At 70.4% G+C, this 17,080-nt stretch carries 19 protein-coding genes; 7 read left to right on the top strand and 12 right to left on the bottom strand.

Annotated elements, in window-relative coordinates:
- Nucleotides 1-2: 2 nt before the first annotated feature.
- The 4 genes from EDC02_RS06290 to EDC02_RS06275 form a co-directional block, all read right to left on the bottom strand.
- Nucleotides 3-1,232 (bottom strand): MFS transporter, encoded by a 1,230-nt coding sequence (locus EDC02_RS06290; protein WP_123601133.1) that lies wholly within the window; start codon nt 1,230-1,232, stop codon nt 3-5.
- A complete protein-coding gene (locus EDC02_RS06285; RefSeq protein ID WP_148083341.1) occupies nt 1,232-2,338 on the bottom strand; it encodes a mandelate racemase/muconate lactonizing enzyme family protein in 1,107 nt (368 codons plus the stop codon). Before EDC02_RS06285 ends, EDC02_RS06290 begins: the two co-directional genes overlap by 1 nt.
- A 39-nt stretch (nt 2,339-2,377) precedes the next feature.
- A complete protein-coding gene (locus EDC02_RS06280) occupies nt 2,378-3,178 on the bottom strand; it encodes a class I SAM-dependent methyltransferase (protein ID WP_123601131.1) in 801 nt (266 codons plus the stop codon).
- Between the two features lie 133 nt (nt 3,179-3,311).
- A complete protein-coding gene (locus tag EDC02_RS06275) occupies nt 3,312-3,500 on the bottom strand; it encodes an AlpA family transcriptional regulator (protein ID WP_123601130.1) in 189 nt (62 codons plus the stop codon).
- A 67-nt stretch (nt 3,501-3,567) separates the two neighbouring features.
- Here EDC02_RS06275 and EDC02_RS06270 point away from each other — a divergent pair, with 67 nt between their 5' ends.
- The 6 genes from EDC02_RS06270 (at nt 3,568) to EDC02_RS39470 (ending at nt 9,371) form a co-directional block, all read left to right on the top strand.
- Nucleotides 3,568-4,515, top strand: a complete 948-nt coding sequence (locus EDC02_RS06270) for a helix-turn-helix transcriptional regulator (RefSeq protein ID WP_123601129.1) — start codon at nt 3,568-3,570, stop codon at nt 4,513-4,515.
- Between the two features lie 224 nt (nt 4,516-4,739).
- Nucleotides 4,740-5,912 (top strand): agmatinase family protein, encoded by a 1,173-nt coding sequence (locus tag EDC02_RS06265; protein ID WP_199757524.1) that lies wholly within the window; start codon nt 4,740-4,742, stop codon nt 5,910-5,912.
- A gap of 60 nt (nt 5,913-5,972) precedes the next feature.
- On the top strand, nt 5,973-7,007 hold the full coding sequence (locus EDC02_RS06260) for an aliphatic sulfonate ABC transporter substrate-binding protein (RefSeq protein ID WP_123601128.1): 1,035 nt from the start codon (nt 5,973-5,975) through the stop codon (nt 7,005-7,007).
- A complete protein-coding gene (locus tag EDC02_RS06255; protein ID WP_123601127.1) occupies nt 7,004-7,876 on the top strand; it encodes an ABC transporter permease in 873 nt (290 codons plus the stop codon). Before EDC02_RS06260 ends, EDC02_RS06255 begins: the two co-directional genes overlap by 4 nt.
- Nucleotides 7,873-8,727 carry an ABC transporter ATP-binding protein gene (locus EDC02_RS06250; RefSeq protein ID WP_123604557.1) on the top strand — a complete coding sequence of 285 codons (855 nt, stop codon included), beginning with the start codon at nt 7,873-7,875 and terminating at the stop codon, nt 8,725-8,727. Before EDC02_RS06255 ends, EDC02_RS06250 begins: the two co-directional genes overlap by 4 nt.
- Nucleotides 8,728-9,002: 275 nt before the next feature.
- Nucleotides 9,003-9,371 (top strand): hypothetical protein, encoded by a 369-nt coding sequence (locus tag EDC02_RS39470; RefSeq protein WP_148083340.1) that lies wholly within the window; start codon nt 9,003-9,005, stop codon nt 9,369-9,371.
- A 188-nt stretch (nt 9,372-9,559) separates the two neighbouring features.
- On the opposite strand, the gene EDC02_RS06245 is transcribed toward EDC02_RS39470, so the two are convergent.
- Complete coding sequence (locus tag EDC02_RS06245; protein WP_123601126.1) at nt 9,560-9,952, bottom strand: VOC family protein; 393 nt, start codon at nt 9,950-9,952, stop codon at nt 9,560-9,562.
- 17 nt (nt 9,953-9,969) lie between these two features.
- Nucleotides 9,970-10,452: a helix-turn-helix domain-containing protein gene (locus EDC02_RS06240; RefSeq protein WP_123601125.1), complete on the bottom strand. Its 483-nt coding sequence runs from the start codon at nt 10,450-10,452 to the stop codon at nt 9,970-9,972.
- A gap of 56 nt (nt 10,453-10,508) precedes the next feature.
- Here EDC02_RS06240 and EDC02_RS06235 point away from each other — a divergent pair, with 56 nt between their 5' ends.
- Nucleotides 10,509-11,042 (top strand): PaaI family thioesterase, encoded by a 534-nt coding sequence (locus EDC02_RS06235; RefSeq protein ID WP_123601124.1) that lies wholly within the window; start codon nt 10,509-10,511, stop codon nt 11,040-11,042.
- Between the two features lie 19 nt (nt 11,043-11,061).
- Here the strand turns inward: EDC02_RS06235 and urtE are convergent, their stop codons facing one another.
- From urtE to EDC02_RS06205, 6 genes are all read right to left on the bottom strand, one after another.
- The gene (gene urtE / locus EDC02_RS06230; protein WP_123601123.1) at nt 11,062-11,754 is read right to left on the bottom strand and encodes an urea ABC transporter ATP-binding subunit UrtE; all 693 of its coding nucleotides are present in this window, start codon (nt 11,752-11,754) and stop codon (nt 11,062-11,064) included.
- 5 nt (nt 11,755-11,759) lie between these two features.
- A complete protein-coding gene (gene urtD / locus EDC02_RS06225) occupies nt 11,760-12,581 on the bottom strand; it encodes an urea ABC transporter ATP-binding protein UrtD (protein WP_123601122.1) in 822 nt (273 codons plus the stop codon).
- Entirely contained in the window at nt 12,578-13,747 is a 1,170-nt protein-coding gene (urtC, locus tag EDC02_RS06220) for an urea ABC transporter permease subunit UrtC (protein WP_123601121.1), read from the bottom strand. The genes urtD and urtC overlap by 4 nt, the downstream gene beginning before the upstream one ends.
- Nucleotides 13,744-14,619 carry an urea ABC transporter permease subunit UrtB gene (gene urtB, locus EDC02_RS06215; protein ID WP_123601120.1) on the bottom strand — a complete coding sequence of 292 codons (876 nt, stop codon included), beginning with the start codon at nt 14,617-14,619 and terminating at the stop codon, nt 13,744-13,746. The genes urtC and urtB overlap by 4 nt, the downstream gene beginning before the upstream one ends.
- Nucleotides 14,620-14,652: 33 nt before the next feature.
- Entirely contained in the window at nt 14,653-15,879 is a 1,227-nt protein-coding gene (gene urtA, locus EDC02_RS06210; RefSeq protein WP_123601119.1) for an urea ABC transporter substrate-binding protein, read from the bottom strand.
- Nucleotides 15,880-16,110: 231 nt separating this feature from the next.
- Entirely contained in the window at nt 16,111-17,028 is a 918-nt protein-coding gene (locus EDC02_RS06205) for an acyl-ACP desaturase (RefSeq protein ID WP_123604556.1), read from the bottom strand.
- Nucleotides 17,029-17,080: the final 52 nt, after the last annotated feature.

Here is a 17,080-nt window from a genome sequence, read left to right as displayed (position 1 = left end):
GACTACAAGTCGTCCTGTGCTGGGCGACGCCCCAGCCATCGCCCCACGGTGAGCACGAGCACCGGAAGAACGACGCACTGGGCCGCGACGACCAGCCAGAAACCGGGCAGGAACCCGCCGCGTTCGAACGCCCCGTACACACTGCCCCCGGCGACGCCGCTGAGGAACGAACCGACCCCCACCGCGAGCCGTTGCTGACCGAAGGCCACCGTCGCCGACCTTCTCGACCCCGCCAACGCTTCGAGGTCGTTCTTGAGGAACAACACGGCGCTGCCGACGCTGATCGCGGCGACCCCGCCGACGACCGCCGGACCGTTTCCACCCGCGAACGCGGCCATCCCGGTCGCCAGGGCACCGAATCCGATGGCCACCGCCGCCGGGTAGCTCATCCTCCCCACCCGCTCGGCGACCAGGGGCTGCACCACCACCAGGCCGAGCGAGTAGCCCATCATCGCCGCCCCGAACAACAGGGTCGCCATCCGGCCCTGGGCGTAACTGGAGAGGTACTGGTAGAACTGCATGTGCACGTAGAACGACACGGCGGTGACGACGAACGGCAGCACCGCCACCCCGTGCAGCATCCGCCGGAACGGCTCCACCGGTGGTGCGTCGGCGACCCGCCGCTCCCGGCGGAGAAAGACGTGACCGAGCGCCACACCGGCGTACACCGTCGTCACGGCAGCGAACATCACGGCCGGACGGTGCACGAACAACGCCCCCACCACCGGCCCCACCGCGATGCCGAGATTGCCTGCGGCGTTGCCCGCCGACACCAGCCGGGGCCGGTGCTCGTCGCCCACGTCGTGCACCAGATAGCTGCGGTACGCCGGCGAGTACAGTGATCCGCCGCCGGAGATGAGCAGCAGGCCCGCGACGGTGAGCACCGGGACCCGCTGTCCCGCGAGGAACGCCGCCCCACCGAGGCTGTACAGCAGCAGCGCGGCGACCAGGGACCGTTTCAGGCCGATCCGCTCGGCCACCGCGGCGGTCGCCGGAGCACTGGCGAACTGCACCAGGGTCGCCGCCCCGAGCACCACCCCGACCTGTGCCATGCCCACGTCCAGGCGTTCCCGCAGCAGCACGGCCAGGTACGGATAGATCGAGAACGAGCCGACGTTGACCAGGAATCCGCCGATCAGCACGGCCCACTGGGCGCGGGTGAAGGCGCGCCCGCGCGGTGCCGGCCAGCGACTGGTGTCTGCGGCCGCGCGGGGGGTGGCCGGTGCTGCCATCAGTCGGCCGGCCCGCCGCCGGACCGGACGCCGACTCCGGTCGACAGGTCGACGACGCCGACGGCGTGCTGGTCGGACGGCAGCACACCCAGCCCTGGGGCGTCGCCGAGGACGATCCGCCCCTGGTCGAGGCCCAGGCCGCGGAACGGGGGATCACGCAGCAGGAACTGACTGTCGATGTCGATGCGGTCGGCCAGCGGCGCCAGCAGGGCGGCCTGACTCAACGCGAGTTCCGACTCGCAGTTGCAGCTGAGCATCACCGACAGACCCGCCTGGCGGGCGGCCTCCATCACCCGTCGGGTGGCCCGCACCCCACCGGACTTGGCCAGCTTGACCACCACCCCGTCGGCCAGGCCGGCGGCTGCCCGGGCACTGTCCACGTCGGTGCAGCCCTCGTCCAGGAAGACCGGCAGCCGGTCGGGCACGTCACGGTAGCGGCGGTAGGCGTCGACCGCGTCTCTCGGGAACGGCTGCTCGACGAGCTGAATGTCGAGGGCGCGCAGGGCCGGGGTCAGTTCCTGCGCGGTCCGCAGGTCCCACGCCTCGTTGGGGTCGATCCGCACCGGCAGGTCGGTGACCGCACGGACGGCGGCCAGCCGGTCGAGGTCCCCGGCACCGCGTACCTTCATCTTGAACGCGCCCACCGGCGGGGCGTTCGCCACCAGCTCCAGGGTCTGTTCGACGCTGCCCAGCCCGATCGTGTACCCGGTGGGCTCGGGCAGGATGCGCGGTACGCCGTACAACTGCCACGTCGGCATGCCGGCGGACCGGCCCAGCCAGTCGTGCACCGCGCCGTCGAGTGCCATCCGCGCACCGACCGGTCCGTCCCAGTCGGCCACCCGATCCAGGACCCGGTCCGGATCGGACAGGTCCGGGCCGAGGACGTCTTTGCCGTGTTCGGCGACCGCCGCGACGACCTGCTCGACGGTTTCGCCGTGCGCCCAGGCCGGTGTGCCTTCACCCACGCCGGTGACGCCGTCGTGGACGACGGTCACCAGGCAGGTGTCCGTCGAGTCGTAGGAGTGCTGCGAACTCCGGAACACCGTCAACAGACGCAGGGTCATCCGACCGACGTCGAGCTCCATGCGAATCAGCTTGTCACGCACCACGCCGATAATCCACGGCGATCGATCAGGCCCGCCGGGTCAGGCACGGCAGAGAATTTCGCCGTGCAGGATGGCGAACCAGCCGTCCGGGGCGTCGGCCCAGCGGAGCCAGCCGGCGGAGAGGCGCTGCAGGTCGGCGTGAGTGGCGGTGCCGGCGGCGACGATCTGCCGGGCCATCTCGGAGGCGACGATACGCTCCGACCACATGGTCCCCCACCAGCGGCGGTCCTCGTCGGTGGCGTAGCACCAGGCGGAGGCGCCGGGCGTGACGCCACCGAACCCGGCGGCCCGTGCCCAGGAGAGCAGGCGGCGGCCGGCGTCCGGTTCGCCGCCGTTGGCGCGGGCGGTCGCCCGGTAGAGCGCGAGCCATTCGTCGAGCTCGGGTACGGCGGGGTGCCAGGCGAAGCGGTCGTAGTCACTGTCACGGGCCGCGACCACTCCCCCGGGCCGGCAGACGCGGCGCATCTCGGCGAGCGCGCGGACCGGGTCGGCGACGTGCTGGAGGACCTGGTGGGCGTGGACCACGTCGAACGCGTCGTCGGGGAACGGCAGCTCGTGTACGTCGGCCGTGGTGAAGTCGACAGTCGTGACGCCCCGGGCCCGCGCCTCGGCGCGGGACAGTGACAGCGCCTCGTCGGTGACCTCGGTGGCGGTGACCCGGCCGGGGGCGACGAGCGCGGCGAGGTCCATGGTGATGGTGCCGGGACCGGCGCCGATGTCGAGCAGCGCCTGGCCGGGCCGCAGGTGCGGAAGCAGGTACGCGGCCGAGTTCTCGGCGGTACGCCAGCGGTGGGAGCGCAGCACCGACTCGTGATGACCATGCGTGTATACGGCTGCCATGCCCCCGACGATAGACCCGCCGTCTCGTAATTCGGGAGCGCGTTCCCGCATCTTGGGCACCACGTGCCACAGGGAAGCCACGCCAGCGTGCGGAAATGTCGATCCCCACTACGGAACCGCAGCGGTACGCGGCTCAGCTGATCTTGGGCGGCCGGTTCTCCTGAATCCACCGCTCGACGTCGGCCTTCAACCACACCGAACCCATGGCGAGTTCTGCGACCGGCTCCGGAAATCCCTTGCTACGGGTGATCACGTGAACCCGTTGACGGGAGACGCCGAGCATGTGCCCGATCTCAGCCGCACCGACCAGTTCAAGGTTCACGACCTTGATACTGGACCTAGGCTTAAGACGTTGACATGAGCCAACGTCATGCTTCACGCTATCGGGTATGACTGGCAGGGGTGACGGCCGACGGGCCGGGGCGTACAACGGGCGGGCTGCCCGGACGGCGGGCACCAACGCGCAGGCCGGCGGGACGGCCCTGCTGCGGCGTCAGGTGGGGCGGTGCCTGGCGGCGCTGCGGTACGAGGCCGGGCTGTCCCAGGACGTCGCCGCCGACAAGCTGCGACGCGGCAACAGCACGCTCTGGCGGATCGAAGCCGGCGACCCGCGGGTCCGCTGGAACGAAGCGGACATGTCAGCGATGTGCCGGCTGTACCAGGCCGACGACGAGACCCGGGAACGGCTGCTCGCCCTCGCAGCGGAGATCGACCGCCCCAACGGCGGCCGCTGGTGGCACGACGCGCTGGCCGGACTGCCGATCGACGCCGACCCGTACCCGGTGTTCGAACAGTCCGCGACGCTGATCCGCTGCTACGGCCAGGCGACGGTACCGGACCTGCTGCAGACCCCCGGGTACGCAGAGGCGCTGCTGCGGTGCCCGGCCGGTCTGCGCAGCGACGACGACACCGCCGCCCGCCTCGACCAGCTGGCGGCGCGGCAGCGGCACCTGCTGACCCACCAGCATCCGCCGGCGGTGCAGGCGATCGTCAACGAGGGCGCGCTGCGGCGTACCGTCGGCGACGCCGAGACGGCGCGGGCGCAACTCGACCACCTGCGGGCGCTCGCGATCAGGCCGGGAATCTCGGTACGGACGCTGCCGCTGGCCGGCGGCGCGCACGCCGGCATGACCAACTCGTTCACCCTGCTGTGCTTCGCCGCCGCCACGACGGTCCCCGGACGGCAGCCGGCCGGGTCGGGGCTGGTCCGGCTCGGCACCCTGACCGGGACGATGTACCTCGACCAGCCGGCGCACGTCGCCGCGTACGAGCGGGTCTGGTCCGACCTGGCTGCCCGCGCGCAGCCGATACCCGACGGCAACGGGTCAGCAAAGTGACCGAAACCACAAGCGCGTCTACTCCGGGGTGACTCACCAACGGTGAGGCGCACCTAGGGTTCCGCCGCCGCCGGGCAGCCAGAGACGGGCAGCCGGGGACGGGACAGGTCCGAGAGGTGCAGACGTCGGACCCGCCAGCGTGGCGGGCGGCGTTCCACGGCGGGACAAAAGCCCGGGAGGCAGCCGGATGTCTGGCTGTGCCTCAGCCAGGCCCTCATTCGGAGGTGCCCGTGGGCTTCCACCACCATCATCACCACAATCACCAGCACCGTGACCAGCAGCCCAGCGACCAGCCCGAGCTGCACGGCAACTACGGCCCGGAGGCGGCGTACGCGGTCGCCCGCGAGGCCGAGCTGCCCACCACCAAGTGGGAAGAGGAGATCGCCCGGGGCCTGGAGTACGGCCTGCCCGGCGCCGACTCGATCGTCGACAAGCGGATCCCGACGTTCTCCCGTGGCGAGCTGCCGCACTTCGCCGGGATCAACACCTTCCTGAAGGCACCGTACGTCGAGGACGTGCGCCGCTGCGGCGAATACGACGTGGCGGTGCTCGGCGCGCCGTTCGACGGCGGTACGACCTACCGCTCGGGGACCCGGTTCGGGCCGCAGGGCATCCGCAAGATCTCCGCGCTGTACGGGCCGTACTCGTTCGAACTCGGCGTCGACCTGCGTGAGTCGATCACGATCGCCGACCTCGGGGACGTCTTCACCATCCCGGCGAACATCGAGAAGACCTTCGACCAGATCTCCAAGGCGGTCAGCCACGTCTACGCTTCCGGGGCGTTCCCGGTGGTGCTCGGCGGCGACCACTCGATCGGCTACCCGACGGTGCGCGGCGTCGCCGAACACCTCGACGGCAACCTGGGCATCATCCACTTCGACCGGCACGTCGACACCCAGGAGACCGACCTCGACGAGCGGATGCACACCACCCCGTGGTTCCACGCCACCGACATCCCGAACGTGCCGCCGAAGAACCTGGTGCAGATCGGCATCGGCGGCTGGCAGGCCCCCCGCCCCGGGGTCAAGGCCGGCCGGGAACGCGGCACCACGATCATGACGGTCACCGACTGCGTCGAGATGGGCATCGAGGCCGCCGCCGCCAAGGCCCTCGAAGTCGCCTGGGACGGTGCCGAGGCGGTCTGGTTGTCGTTCGACGTGGACTGTCTGGACGCCGCGTTCGTGCCCGGCACCGGCTGGCCCGAACCGGGTGGCTTCCTGCCCCGCGAAGTCCTCAAGTTCATCCAGCTGATCGCCGAGAAGCCCCTGGCGGGCATCGAGGTGGTGGAGTGCTCGCCGCCGTACGACAACGCCGAGATCACCTCGCTGATCGCCACCCGGGTCATCTGCGACACCCTCGGCTGTCTGGTCCGCGCCGGGCATCTGCCCCGCCACTGAGCCACTGAGTCACCGCGACGCCGATCCCCCGTAAGTCCCTTTCCGCAGGAGGACATAGAGATGCGACGTACCGCCGGATCTTCCCGCCGCTCCCCCACCCGGGCGCTGAGCGCCGCCGTCTGCGCGGCCACGCTGCTGGTCACCGCCGCCGGCTGCGGCGACGACGGTTCCGCCGCCGACGGCGACGGCTCGACCACCGTACGGTTGGGCTTCAGCGCCTGGCCGGGCTGGTTTCCCTGGCAGGTCGCGCAGGAGCAGGGCCTGTTCGAAGCCAACGGCGTCGACGTCGAGCTGACCTACTTCGACAGCTACACCGACAGTTTGACCGCGCTGGCCACCGGCAACCTGGACGCCAACAGCCAGACCCTCAACGACACCCTGTCGTCGGTCAGCGGCGGCGCGACGCAGACCGTGGTGCTGGTCAACGACAACTCGACCGGCAACGACCAGATCATCGCCGCGCCGGGGATCGATTCGGTGGCCGACCTGGCCGGTAAGCGGGTGGCGATCGAGGAGGGCACGGTCGACCACTACCTGCTGCTGTTGGCGCTGGCCGAGGCCGGGTTGAGCGCCGACGACGTCGAGATCAGCCCGCTGCTGACCGACGCGGCCGCCGCCGCGTTCCTGGCCGGGCAGGTCGACGCGGTCGGCGCGTTCGCCCCGTTCACCACGACCGCGCTGGGCCGCGAGGGCAGCAGGGCGATCGCCACCTCGGCGGAGCACCCCGGCGCGATCCCGGACCACCTGGTGTTCGACTCGGCGTTCGTGGCCGCGCATCCGGAGCAGGTCCAGGCGGTGGTGGACACCTGGTTCGACACCCTGGGCTGGATCGCCGACAACCCGGACGAGGCGGTGGAGATCATGGCGGCGCAGGCCGGGGTCAGCGTCGAGGACTACCGCACGTACGACGCCGGGACGACGATCTTCGACCTGGCCGACAACCAGGCGGCGTTCGCACCGGGCGACACCCCGGCCAACCTGGACTTCCAGGCCCGATCGATCGCCGAGTTCCTGGTGGCTACTGGTCTGGTCGACGAGGCACCGCCGCTGGACGGGCTGCTCGACGGGCAGTTCGTGGCGGCGGTCTCGCCGTGACCGTCACCCGGGAGCCGGCTGCGGCCACCGACGGTGCGGGCCGGGCGTCGTGGGGGCCGCTGCCCCGGCGGCGCCCGGCCCGCCGGGTCCCGGCGCTGCTGGCCATCCGGACGCCGATCCCGGCGGCCGGTCGCTGGACGTTGACGGTCGCCTCGATCGTGGTGCCGCTGGCCGCCTGGCAGATCGGCAGCATGCTGGTCGACGGGCAGCCGGACTTCCTGCCGTCGCCGCTGCAGTCGGTGGCGGCAGGGGTGGAGATGGCCCGGACGGGTCAGTTGTGGACCGACACCGCCGCGACCGTCGGCCGGGTGCTGCGCGGCTTCGGCCTGGCGGTGGCGGTGTCGGTGCCGCTCGGCCTGCTGATGGGCAGCTTCCAGGCCGGTCGGGCGGCGCTGGAGCCGATGATCGGCCTGCTGCGGTACCTGCCGGCCAGCGCGTTCATCCCGTTGCTGATCATCTGGCTGGGGCTGGGCGAGCCGTCCAAGGTGGCGTTGATCTTCATCGCGACGGTCTTCTTCAACACCCTGATGACCGCCAACGTGGTCCGCACCGTGCCGGCCGGGCTGATCGACGTCTCGTACACCCTGGGTGCCCGGCGCTTCGAGGTGCTGCGCAAGGTGATCGTGCCGCACTCGCTGCCCGGCATGATCGACGCGATCCGGGTCAACGCGGCGGCGGCATGGAACTTCGTCGTGGTCGCCGAGCTGATCAACGCCCAGTCCGGGTTGGGCTACCGGATCGTCCGGTCGCAGCGGTTCAACCAGCTCGACAACATCTTCGCCGTACTGATCGTGATCGCCCTGATCGGGGTGGCGATCGACCTGGCGTTGCGGACCACCCGCGACCGGGTCGGGAGGTGGGCCGGATGAAAGAAGCCGAAACCGCAGGCACAGGCACAGCCCCGCCCGCCGATGCGCCACTGGTGCGTCTCGACGGCGTCGGCAAGGACTTCCGGACCGCCGCAGGCGGGTCGCTGCGCGCACTCGACGGGGTGGATCTGGCGGTACGCCGGGGCGAGTTCGTCTGCCTGGTCGGCGCCTCCGGGTCGGGCAAGTCGACCCTGCTGTCGCTGATCGCCGGGCTGGCGCCACCGAGCCGGGGCAGCGTGCTGCTCGACGGCGCGCCGGTCACCGGGCCGGGTCCGGACCGGGGGCTGGTGCTGCAGAGCGGTGCGGTGTATCCATGGCGGACGGTGGAACGCAACGTCGCGTTCGGGCTGGAGCTGCTGCCGATCAGTCGGGCCGAACGGGCCCGGCGGGTCGCCTGGTACCTGGCCGAGACCGGGCTGACCGGGCTACGGCACGCGCTGCCAAAGCAGCTCTCCGGCGGGCAACGCCAACGGGTGGCGATCGCCCGGGCGCTGGCCTGTGAACCGCGGGTGCTGCTGCTCGACGAGCCGTTCGGTGCCCTCGACGTGCAGACCAAGGAGGACATGCAGATGTTCGTCCGCCGCGTGTGGGCCGACACCGGCACCACCGTGGTGATGGTGACCCACGACGTCGAGGAGGCGGTCTTCCTCGGTCAACGGGTGGTGGTGCTGGCCAGCGACCCGGGCCGGGTCGCCGCCGACCTGCCGGTGGAGCTGCCGCCGGACCGGGACGGCGGGCCACGGGACCTGGCCGTCAAACGGCTGCCGAAGTTCCTGGCGCTGCGCGCCGAGGTGGAGGACCGGGTCCGCACCTACCACCAGCGGCACGCCGCCGCCGGAACCGGGGCCTAGGCTGCGTCTCATAAGGATCGCCCGTGCGGGCCGAGGCCAGGGCGGCGGTCCGGCAAGGCCCACGTCACTTGATCTTCCAGGCCTGTGACAGAGTTGCACTGGCGGCGAACCCGCGAGCTTGTACATGATAGAGCGTTACCGAGTCGGCGGATCTCGGCGGCAGCCAACCTGATGAGCTTCATTCGGATGGCTTGACGGTGCGAACACTGCGCCGCAGGAGCTACGGACACGATGCCGAGGTTGGGACCGACCGACCGACAGAGAGGGACAACAAGGTGCGAGAAAGAAAAAACAGGGCGGGGCGCAGGCTCAGCACCACGAAACGGGTAGCGGTATCCCTGGCTCTTGCGCTCGCTTCGACCTTCGGTGTTGTCACGGTCACCGCCGCGCCGGCGCTCGCGCTGCCGACGAACTGCAACGCTACCCCCGGGACCGCCACCTACGGGGTCATGTGTCGGGGTGGCACAGGCTTCTACCGTGCATGGACCAAGTGCATCCACGTGAACTCGGGCACGACGAAGACCGCCTACGGCAACGGCGTGGGCATCGGCGGGTACTCCAAGGCGAACTGCGGGTCCAACTACCGCATCAGCAAAACCAACCGCGGGGTGACCAAGTCCAACTATCTCCCCCCGAACTGGTAGTCACGACCGTACACATGCGCCCCCGACCAACAGTCTCCAGCGAGATGCTGGTCGTAACCCTGGATACTGCCAGTGGCTCTGCCCGAGGATGAACAAGTCAGGCGGAGCCACTGGCAGGCTCGGGTAGATCACCCCCCCGGCGAGGAGCTGCGTGACGCCCGCCGCAGGCCGACCAGCTGGGGCGAGGCTCAGGCGGGGCCGATCAGGTCCCAGCGGTTGCCAGCGATGTCGACGAAGACCACGACCCGGCCGTACGGTTCGGTGCGCGGCGCGGTCACGAACCGCACGTCGTGGTCGACCATCCGCTGGTACGCGGCCTCGAAGTCGTCCACCCGGAGGAAGAAGCCGACCCGACCGGCCGTCTGGTTGCCGATCGCCGCCCGCTGGGCGTCGCCGTCGGCGCGGGCCAGCAGGATGCCGGTCTCGGCACCGGGCGGCCGCACCACCACCCACCGCTTGGGGCGACCGTCGTTGGTCGTCGACGGGGAGTCCTCGACCAACTCGAAGCCGAGGACGGTGGTGAAGAAGTCGATGGCCGGGTCGTAGTCGTCGACGACGATGGCGGTGAGCGAGATGTGCACACCCGCAGGGTAGGGCTTCAGCCGGTCGGTTCGCGGCGGCGGGCGCCGGGGCCGGGGCGGGGCAGTACGTCGCGGGGGTCGGCGACGTCGTGGCCGGCGGCGCAGCGCATCGTGACGCCGACCTCGGCGCCGCAGTCACGGTGGGCCACGGCCAGCGGCGGGCCGTCCAGGTCGGCGCAGTACCGGTCGCCCCACTGCAGCAGCGCGACCAGCACCGGCCACAGGTCGAGCCCTTTGCCGGTGAGCCGGTACTCGTAGCGTTGCCGCTCCCCCGGCTCCTGGTACGGGTGGCGGCGCAGCAGACCCTGGTCGACCAGCATGGTGAGCCGGTTGGTCAGCACCTGCCGGGGGACGCCGGTGCGTTCGCGCATCTGGTCGAAGCGCCGTACGCCGTTGAAGACCTCGCGGAGCACGACGACGGTCCACCGCTCGCCGATGATCTCCATGGTGCGGGCGATGGTGCAGTTGTCGATGGACCAGTCGAGTGCGGTAGGTCTCACCCCGACCAGGCTAGGTCTCGTTGACAGACCTAGCAACCGGCTGCCAGTCTGCGTCCATGACACAGACTCAGCAGCCGGCGCCGGACGCGGCGCAGCGCAGTCGCACCTTCTCGTGGACCGACCCCGCCACGGTGCGGCTGGCGGCGTTGAACGGCCTCGACGGGCTGGGCCAGTTGCAGGCGATGGCCTCCGGTGAGATCCCCGCCCCACCGGTCATGGTGATGCTGGGCCTCGAAGGGTTGGAGCCCGAACACGGCCGGGTGGTCACCGTGCTGACCCCGCAGGAGTTCCACTACAACGCCCTGGGCACGGTGCACGGCGGCATCATCTCGACCCTGCTGGACACCGCGGCCGGCTGCGCGGTGCACTCGGTGCTGCCGGCCGGGACGAGCTACACCTCGATCGACCTGAACGTGAAGTTCCTGCGCCCGGTGACGCTCGCCTCGGGCACGCTGCGCTGCGAGGGCACCGTGGTGCAGCGCGGGCGGCGCACCGCGTACGCCGAGGCGAAACTGACCGACGCCGCCGGCCGGCTGGCCGCCCACGCCACCTCGTCCTGTCTGCTGTTCGAGCTCCCGCCGACGACCTGAGACCGCCCAGCCGGCCGGATCACACCGACAGCAGTTGACGGACCGACTCGTCGCGCAGGTCCTCCTTGTCGCCGGCCCGGACCACCTCGCCGGCGTCGAGGATGACGAACCGGTCGGCCAGCCGCAGCGCCAGTTCGAGATACTGCTCGACCAGCAGGATCGCCAGCCCGGCCTCGGTGTGCAGCCGTTCGATCGCCTCCTCGATCTCGATGATGATCGACGGCTGGATGCCTTCGGTCGGCTCGTCGAGCAGCAGCATCTTCGGCCGGGTGACCAGGGCGCGGGCGATCGCCAACTGCTGCTGCTGGCCGCCGGAAAGGAACCCGGCCCGGCGGCGCAGCAGCCCGCGCAGCGCCGGGAACAGGTCCAGCGCCTCGTCGACCGCAGCCTTGTCGGTCCGCGCCGCCTCGACCGCCACCTGCAGGTTCTCGGCGACGGTCAGCTGCGGGAACGTCTCGTGGCCCTGCGGGACGTAGCCGAGACCGAGCCGGACCCGCTCATGGGTACGCAGCTTGGTGATGTCGCGGCCTTCGAAGGTCACCCGGCCGGACCGCACCGGCAGCACCCCGGTGATCGCCTTCAGCAGCGTGGTCTTGCCGACCCCGTTGCGGCCCATCACGCAGACCAGCGACCCGGCCGGGGCCTGCAGGTCGACCCCGAACAGCACCTGGGCCCGGCCGTAGGAGACGTCGAGGCCTTCGACGGTCAACATGGCACTCACGACGACGCCTCCTGAGCGGCTGACGGTCCGGCAGCGGCCGCCGGTGTGGAAACAGCCGACGGTACGGCGGGTTCGGCGCCGTCCTCACCGGAGCGCCCCAGGTAGACCTGCTGCACGCGCGGGTCGGCCTGCACCTGGGCGACGGTGCCCTCGCAGAGCAGCCGGCCCTCGTGCAGCACGGTGACGGTGCTGGCGAACCGGCGCAGGAACTCCATGTCGTGCTCGATCACCATCACCGTGTGGTCCTTGGCGACCTCGCGCAACAGCTCACCGGTACGGTCCCGTTCGCTGCGGCTCATCCCGGCCACCGGCTCGTCGAGCAGCAGCAGACTGGGCTGCTGCACGATCAGCATGCCGATCTCCAGCCACTGGCGCTGCCCGTGGGAGAGCACCCCGGCCGGCCGGTACGCCAGGTCGGCCAGGCCGGTGGTGTCCAGCGCCCGGGACACCTGGTCGGAGACCCCACGTCGGCGACGCAGCAGGCCGACCATCCGCCGGCGGAAACTGGCCGCCAGGTCGAGGTTCTCCAGCACGGTGAGCTGCTCGAAGACCACCGACGTCTGGAAGGTCCGGCCGATGCCGAGCCGGACGATCCGGTGCTCGCGGCGGCCGACCAGCTCCTGGCCGTTGAACCGCACCGACCCGGACGCCGGCCGGGTCCGGCCGGTGACCACGTCGATCAGGGTGGTCTTGCCGGCACCGTTGGGACCGATCAGGAAGCGCAGCTCCCCCGGCTCGACGGTCAGGTCGAGGTCGCTGATCGCCTGGAAGCCGTCGAAGACGACGTCAAGGCCGCGTACCTCCAGTTTGCCGCTCACGGTTTCACACCTCCGACCCCGACGCTGGTCTCGGCCGGCCGCCCGGCGGCGTCGGTGGCCGCGCCGTCCGTGGTGGCCGCCGGGGAGACCGGTGCGGTCGGTCCGGCGCGGCCCGGCCAGCGGTGCCGTACCGCCGCCCAGCCGTCGGCGAGCAGCCCGGCGAGGCCGCGCGGCGCCCACATCATCACCGCGATGAACAGGCCACCGAGCAGGTAGAGCCAGCCGGACGGCCACTGTTCGCTGAGCACCGTGCTGCCGTAGTTGAACAGGATCGCCCCGCCGACCGCGCCGACCAGCGAGAAGCGCCCGCCGATGGCGACCGCGACCAGCATCTCGATGGACGGCACGACGCCGAGGTCGGCCGGGCCGAGGATGCCGACCACCGGCACGAACAGCGCGCCGGCGATCCCGGCCATGGCCGCCGACAGCGCGTACACGATGGTCTTCACCACGGCCGGGTCGTAGCCGAGGAAGCGGACCCGGTCCTCGCCGTCGCGGATGGCGACCAGCAGTTTGCCGAACCGGCTGTGGGTGAGCTGCCAGGCGGCGAGAAACACCAGGCCGAGCACGCCGACGGCGACGTAGTAGACGATCCGCTTCTGCGTCGGGTCGTACAGGTCGAGGCCGAAGAAGAACTGCACGTTGGTCAGACCGTTGGTGCCGCCGGTGAGGCCCTGCTGGCCGACCAGCAGGATCACGAACGCGGCGGCCAGGGCCTGGGACAGTACGGCGAAGTAGGCGCCCCGGACCCGCTGGCGGAACACCAGGGTGCCCAGGATCAGCGCCACCACGGTGGGCAGCACCACCACCATGACCAGGGCGAACGCCGGATTGCGGAACGGCCCCCAGATGGCCGGCAGGGTCTCCACGCCGCTCCACACCATGAAGTCAGGCAGGTTGCCCTCACCGGCGTCGGTGAGTTTGAGGTGCATGCCCATCGCGTAGCCGCCGAGGCCGAAGAACACGCCCTGGCCGAGGGTCAGCATGCCGCCGCGCCCCCAGGCCAGGTAGATGCCGACCGCCACGATCGCGTAGCAGAGGTACTTGGCCAGCAGGTCGAGCCGGAACGGGCTGAGCACCAGCGGTGCCACGACCAGCAGCAGCACGCCGACGGCGACGAAGCCGACCGGTCCGGGCCAGCGGGCGGTCGTCCGGGCGGCGCTCATGTCAGCGCCCGGGAACGGAGGACGAACATGCCCTGCGGACGGAACTGGAGGAAGGCCACGATCACCGCGAAGACCACCACCTTGGCCAGGCTCGCATCGGTCCAGAATTCGACGAAGCTGTTGATCACGCCGAGGGCGACCGCCGCGATCACCGCCCCGCGTAGTTGTCCGAGCCCCCCGGCGACGACGACGAGGAACGCGTCCACGATGTAGTAGGTGCCCAGCGACGGCCCGACCGGGCCGATCAGGGTCAGCGCCACCCCGGCGACGCCGGCCAGGCCGGAGCCGATGAAGAAGGTGAGCTGGTCGACCCGCTGGGTGGCCACCCCGGTCACCGCCGCCAGCTCCCGGTTCTGCATCACCGCCCGCATCCGCCGGCCGTAGGACAGTTTGCTCAGGTAGAGGGAGATCGCCACCACGCAGCCGACCGCGAGGGCCATGATGAAGATCCGGTTGTACGGCAGCTGTATGCCGGCCACGTCGATCCCGCCGGTGAGCCAGCCGGGCGCGGTGACCTGCACGTTCGGCGCACCGAAGATGTCCCGGGCCAGCTGCTGCAGGATCAGGCTGACGCCGAAGGTGAGCAGCAGGGTGTCCAGCGGCCGACCGTAGAACCGCCGGATCACCAGTCGTTCCAGGATCAGGCCCATGGTGCCGGCGATGAGGAACGCGACCGGCAGGGCGGCCGGGACGGCCTGCGCCCCGACCAGCCCCTGCATCATGTACGCGGTGTAGGCGCCCGCCAGGATGAACTCCCCGTGGGCCATGTTGATGACGCCCATCTGTCCGAAGGTGAACGTCAGTCCCAGCGCGATCAGGAGCAGCACCGCTCCGATGCTCGCGCCGATGACCAGTTGGTTGAGTACCGCCATGGCGGGCACCTCCCTCCGCTTGCTATCGGCCTGTTACGACAGGCCTTCGGCCCAGTCGTAGCCGGTCAGGTACGGGTCCGGCTTGATCGGTTCGCCGGAGTTCCACACCTCCTGGATCTGGCCGTCGGGCTGCACCACGCCGATCCTGGCTGTCTTGTAGACGTGCTGGTTGTCGCCGTCGATGGTGACCGTGCCTTCGGGGGCCTCGATGCTGATCCCGCCGGCGGCCTCCTTGACCGCCTCGACGTCGGTGCTGCCGGCCGCCTCGACCGCCGCCGCCCACAGGTAGACCGCGTTGTAGCCGGCCTCCATCGGGTCGGAGGTGACCTTCTCCGCCCCGTACTTGGCCTTGAACGCCTCGACGAAGGCGGTGTTCCGCTCGCCTTCGGTGGTCTGGTAGTAGTTCCAGGCCACCAGGTGGCCGGCGACGTTGTCCGGGCCGATGCCGACGACTTCCTCCTCGGCGACGCTGACCGACACGGTCGGCATCGTCTCGGCGGTGACGCCGACACTGGTCAGCTGCTTGAAGAAGGCGACGTTGCTGTCGCCGTTGAGGGTGTTGAACACCGCGTCGGGCTGGGCCTGCTGCAGCTTGTTGACCACGGTGCTGTATTCGGTGTGGCCCAGCGGGGTGTACTCCTCGCCGACGATCTGCATGCCGTTGGCCTCGGCGTACGCGGTGATGATCTTGTTGGCGGTACGCGGGAAGACGTAGTCGCTGCCGACCAGGAAGATCGTCTGGTGGCCCTGCTCGGCGAGGTAGTCCAGGGCCGGGACGATCTGCTGGTTGGTGGTGGCCCCGGTGTAGAAGATGTACTCGGAGCTCTCCAGCCCTTCGTACTGCACCGGGTACCACAGCAGTGCCTTGTTGCGTTCGAAGACCGGCAGCATCGCCTTGCGGCTGGCCGACGTCCAGCCGCCGAAGACGGTGGCGACCTTGTCCTGGGATATGAGCTTCTGCGCCTTCTCGGCGAAGGTGGGCCAGTCCGACGCGCCGTCCTCGACGACGGGTTCGATCTGCTTGCCCAGCACGCCACCGGCGGCGTTGATCTCCTCGATCGCGAGCAACTCTGCGTCGCGTACGGTGACCTCGCTGATCGCCATGGTGCCGCTCAGCGAGTGCAGGATACCGACCTTGATGGTGTCGGAGTCACCGCCGCCACCGGCCGAGGACGTGGGGTCCTCTGCGCAGGCGGTCGCGGCAACCAATGTCGACAATATACAGAGTGCGGCGAGGCCGCCCCGGAAGCGTCGTGGCATCCAACTCCCCTTCAGCCGAAGTCGTGGTGCCACGAAACGTAGGGACGCCGGGTTTCATAAATCTCGACCCATCGATTTCCAACGCGTTAAGCCCGTCTCACAACGAACCTGAACGGCTGTGCGGTCGACAGACCGGACGGACACCGTGGACGGACCACACACGACGAAGGTCCCGTGGCCGACCAGCCACGGGACCCGTACCTCATCGTTCGCAAAGTGCCGCGACAGCACTCACCGGCCGCGGGCGCGCCGCTCCTCCCGCCGGGTCTCGAACCGGGACGCGGCGGTGTCCAGTTGGTTCATCTGGGCGGCGATCTGGTCCCGGGCCGCCTCGCCGTCGGCGTCCAGCCCGGTGACGTTCCAGATGTCCCACTGGCGCAGCACCGGCGCGAGCACCTCGTCGTGGTGCTGACGCAGGTCGTAGATGCCGGCCATGGCGATCGCCACCGACTTGCGGGCGAAGCCCTCGATGCCCACGCCCGGCATCTGGAAGTCGGCGACCACATCCGCCACCGCCCGCATCGCCTGGCTCGGCGCCAGCTCGAACGCCGCGCCGAGCAGGTTGCGGTAGAACATCATGTGCAGGTTCTCGTCGGCGGCGACCCGGGACAGCAACCGCTCGCAGAGCGGGTCACCGGTGGCCCGACCGGTGTTGCGGTGCGAGATCCGGGTGGCCAGCTCCTGGAACGACACGTACGCCAGCGAGTGCAGCACCTCGTCGTCGTGCTGGTTGGCGTACCCGTTGGACATGTGCACCATCCGGGCCCGCTCCAGCGCGACCGGATCCACCGCCCGGGTGACGGTGAGGTAGTCCCGGATGGCGGTGCCGTGCCGGCCCTCCTCGGCGGTCCACCGGTGCACCCAGGTGCCCCAGGCGCCGTCACGACCGAACAGGGTGGCGATCTCGCGGTGGTACGAGGGCAGGTTGTCCTCGGTGAGCAGGTTGACGATCAGCGCGGTACGGGCGACGTCCGGGATCTGCGTGTCCTCCGGCGACCACGGTTCGCCGCCGAGCAGGCCGTCGAAGGTCCGCCCGTCGCTCCACGGCACGTACTCGTGCGGGAACCACTCCTTGGCCAGGCCGAGGTGCCGGTCAAGGTTCTCGGCGACCACCGGTTCGAGCTCGACGAGCAGCGCGGTCTGGGACATCGGGGTGGTGGCGGCGACGGTCAACGACGTTCTCCCTACCGGGGTAACCTAC

The sequence above is a fragment of the Micromonospora sp. Llam0 genome (assembly GCF_003751085.1).
Lineage (GTDB): Bacteria > Actinomycetota > Actinomycetes > Mycobacteriales > Micromonosporaceae > Micromonospora_E.
This window is presented reverse-complemented; position numbering and strand designations above follow the sequence as displayed.